The following is a 3,493-nucleotide window of genomic DNA, read 5'->3' on the forward strand; positions in this document are numbered from 1 at the left end:
GTACCATTCACCCCGTCGCCGGGCGGCCACGGGGGGAGCCGCCCGGCGACGGGGGAATGGTACACGCGACGGGCCGGTCCGTGTCCACCCCGGGACGGGCGATTCGGCTGCTGGGGACGGCGCGGCGAAAATCGGCTTCTCCCCACCTCGACACTCAGGAAGGCGTGCGAGTCTTGATACCGCACCAGCCGCGACGACCGACCAACGCTGTGGAGGACCGGTGGCCCAGCCGACCATGCCCGACGCCCCGACGCCGAACGGGGCGGTCCCGGCGGACCCTGCGCCGGTGACCACACCCGCGCAGGACGCCACCCTGCTGGAGCGGGCGCTGTTCGAGATCAAACGGGTCATCGTCGGGCAGGACCGGATGGTGGAGCGGATGTTCGTCGCGCTGCTCGCCCGGGGCCACTGCCTGCTCGAAGGGGTGCCCGGGGTGGCCAAGACCCTGGCCGTGGAGACGCTCGCCAAGGTTGTCGGCGGGTCCTTCGCCCGGGTGCAGTTCACCCCGGACCTGGTGCCGGCCGACATCATGGGCACCCGGATCTACCGGCAGTCGAGCGAGAAGTTCGACGTCGAGCTGGGCCCGGTCTTCGTCAACTTCCTGCTCGCCGACGAGATCAACCGGGCCCCGGCCAAGGTGCAGTCGGCGCTGCTGGAGGTGATGAGCGAGCGGCAGGTGTCCATCGGCGGGGAGAGCCACCGGGTGCCCGACCCGTTCCTGGTGATGGCCACCCAGAACCCGATCGAGCAGGAGGGCGTCTACCCGCTGCCGGAGGCGCAGCGGGACCGGTTCCTCATGAAGATCGTGGTGGGCTACCCGACCGACGCCGAGGAGCGGGAGATCGTCTACCGGATGGGCGTCGCTCCGCCGGAGCCGACGGCGATCTTCGACACGCCGGACCTGATCGCCCTGCAGCGCAAGGCGGACCAGGTCTTCGTGCACAACGCCCTGGTGGACTACGCGGTCCGGCTGGTGCTGGCGACCCGCGCGCCGGCCGAGCACGGCATGCCCGACGTCGCCCAGCTGATCCAGTACGGGGCGAGCCCGCGCGCCTCGCTCGGCCTGGTCCGGGCCACCCGTGCGCTGGCGCTGCTGCGTGGGCGGGACTACGCGCTGCCGCAGGACGTGCAGGACATCGCCCCGGACATCCTGCGGCACCGGCTGGTGCTCAGCTACGACGCGCTCGCCGACGACGTGCCGGCCGACCACATCGTGCACCGGGTGATGTCCACCATCCCGCTCCCGGCGGTCGCTCCCCGGCAGCAGGCCAGCCCGTCGACCGCCCCGCCGCCGGGAGCCGGCTGGCCCGGGCAGCGGCCGTGACCTCACCCACCCCTCGACCCGCCCCCGTCTCCGACCGCAGCGAGGCCGTGCTGTCCCGGCTCCAGTTGCTGGTCACCCGCAAGCTCGACGGTCTGCTCCAGGGCGACTACGCCGGCCTGCTGCCCGGGCCGGGCAGCGAGGCGGGGGAGTCGCGGGAATACCGCCCCGGCGACGACGTGCGCCGGATGGACTGGCCGGTCACCGCGCGGACCACGACGCCGCACGTGCGGCGTACGGTCGCCGACCGGGAGCTGGAGACCTGGCTGGCGTTGGACCTCTCGGCCAGCCTGGACTTCGGCACCGGGCAGTGGCTCAAGCGGGAGGTCGTGGTGGCCGCCGCTGCCGCGATCAGCCACCTGACCGTGCGCGGTGGCAACCGGATCGGCGCGGTGATCGGCACCGGCGGCGGGGCGTCCGCCGCACCGTCCCGGCGTTGGCGGGGCGGGCCACCGCCGGCCGGACCCGGGGTGTTCACCCGCCTGCCGGCCCGCTCCGGCCGCAAGGAGGCGCAGGGCCTGCTGCGCGCCGTCGCCGGCACCGCGATCCAGCCCGGCCGGGGTGACCTGGGCGCCCTGATCGAGATGCTCAACCGCCCGCCCCGACGGCGGGGGGTGGCCGTGGTGGTCTCGGACTTCCTGGCGCCGGCCGAGCAGTGGTCCCGGCCGATGCGCAAGCTGCGGGTCCGGCACGACGTGCTGGCGATCGAGGTGGTCGACCCGCGCGAGTTGGAGCTGCCCGACGTGGGTGTGCTGCCGGTGGTCGACCCGGAGAGCGGCGAGCTGCACGAGGTGCAGACCGCCGACCCGCGGCTGCGGCAGCGCTACGCCGAGGCCGCCGCCGCCCAGCGGGCCACCATCGCCGCCGCGCTGCGCGGCGCCGGCGCGGCACATCTGCGACTGCGTACCGACCGAGACTGGCTGCTGGACATGGTGCGTTTCGTGGCCGCGCAGCGGCACGCCCGCACCCGAGGGACGACACGATGATCCGTTTCATGCAACCGTGGTGGCTGCTGGCAGTGCTGCCGGTGCTCGCCCTGGCCGCGTTCTACCTCTGGCGGCAGCTGCACCGCCGGGCGTACGCGATGCGCTTCACCAATGTGGATCTGCTGCGTACCGTGGCGCCGAAGGGGCTGGGCTGGCGCCGGCACGTTCCGGCGACCGCGTTCCTGCTCTGCCTGCTGGTGCTGGCCACCGCGCTGGCCCGTCCCGCGGTGGACACCAAGGAGCCGCTGGAGCGGGCCACCGTGATGCTCGCCATCGACGTGTCGCTGTCCATGCAGGCCGACGACGTGGCGCCGAACCGCCTGGAGGCGGCCCAGGAGGCGGCGAAGCAGTTCGTCGGCGAGTTGCCGGAGAGCTACAACCTGGGCCTGGTGTCGTTCGCCAAGGCGGCCAACGTGCTGGTGCCGCCGGGCAAGGACCGGGCGGCGGTGACCGGTGCGATCGACGGGCTGGTGCTGGCCGAGGCGACCGCGACCGGCGAGGCGGTGTTCACCTGCCTGGAGGCGATCCGCTCGGTGCCGGCGGACGGCGCGGCGGGCATTCCACCGGCCCGGATCGTGCTGCTCTCCGACGGGTTCCGCACGTCCGGCCGGTCAGTGGAGGAGGCGGCGGCCGCCGCGCAGGCGGCCAACGTGCCGGTCTCCACCATCGCCTTCGGCACCGACACGGGCCAGGTCGACATCGGCGGCCAGCTCCAGCGGGTGCCGGTGGACCGGCTGGCCCTGGCCGAGCTGGCCGAGACCACCGAGGGCTACTTCTACGAGGCGGCCTCGGTGAGCGAGTTGAAGCAGGTCTACCAGGACATGGGCAGCTCGATCGGGTTCCGCACCGAGCCGCGCGAGGTGACGCAGTGGTACGCCGGGGTGGCGCTGCTGCTGGCGCTCTGCGCCGGTGCGCTCAGCCTGCTCTGGTCGTCCCGGATGCTGTGAAGGCGGGCGGCGCCCGGGCCGGTCCCGGGCGCCGCCGCACCGGCCGGGTGACCGGGCGGACGTGCGCGGTGGATCAGATCAGTGCCCGCCGCCGGCGAGCACGAAGACGATGGCCACCCAGACGGCGGCGAGGGTGAAGCCCAGCGGGGCGACGTAGCGGCTCATGGACGGCTCCGGGTGGCGGCTGGACGGTCCGCGTGCGGGGGCGGACCGCAGGGGGTGGGGAGGCGCACACGCCG

General features: G+C 73.9%; 3 protein-coding genes. All 3 read left to right on the plus strand.

Translation table 11 applies throughout. The features are described 5' to 3' along the window. The first annotated feature begins 220 nt into the window (after positions 1-220). Genes EAD89_RS29940 through EAD89_RS29950 form a run of 3 tightly spaced genes read left to right on the plus strand, consistent with a single transcriptional unit; the run spans position 221 to position 3,254 of the window. Positions 221-1,324, plus strand: a complete 1,104-nt coding sequence (locus EAD89_RS29940; RefSeq protein ID WP_121678023.1) for a MoxR family ATPase — start codon at positions 221-223, stop codon at positions 1,322-1,324. Beyond that, on the plus strand, positions 1,303-2,307 hold the full coding sequence (locus EAD89_RS29945) for a DUF58 domain-containing protein (protein WP_121678024.1): 1,005 nt from the start codon (positions 1,303-1,305) through the stop codon (positions 2,305-2,307). The genes EAD89_RS29940 and EAD89_RS29945 overlap by 22 nt, the downstream gene beginning before the upstream one ends. Continuing rightward, positions 2,304-3,254, plus strand: a complete 951-nt coding sequence (locus EAD89_RS29950) for a VWA domain-containing protein (protein ID WP_121652472.1) — start codon at positions 2,304-2,306, stop codon at positions 3,252-3,254. The genes EAD89_RS29945 and EAD89_RS29950 overlap by 4 nt, the downstream gene beginning before the upstream one ends. The last annotated feature ends 239 nt before the right edge of the window (positions 3,255-3,493 follow it).

It is taken from the genome of Micromonospora sp. BL4 (assembly GCF_003667505.1).
In the GTDB taxonomy this organism is placed as follows: Bacteria; Actinomycetota; Actinomycetes; order Mycobacteriales; family Micromonosporaceae; genus Micromonospora.

What these genes read in the sequence shown, in the direction of transcription:
- EAD89_RS29950 (WP_121652472.1), top strand. Translation starts at nt 2,304, where the DNA reads ATGATCCGTTTCATGCAACCGTGGTGGCTGCTGGCAGTGCTGCCGGTG.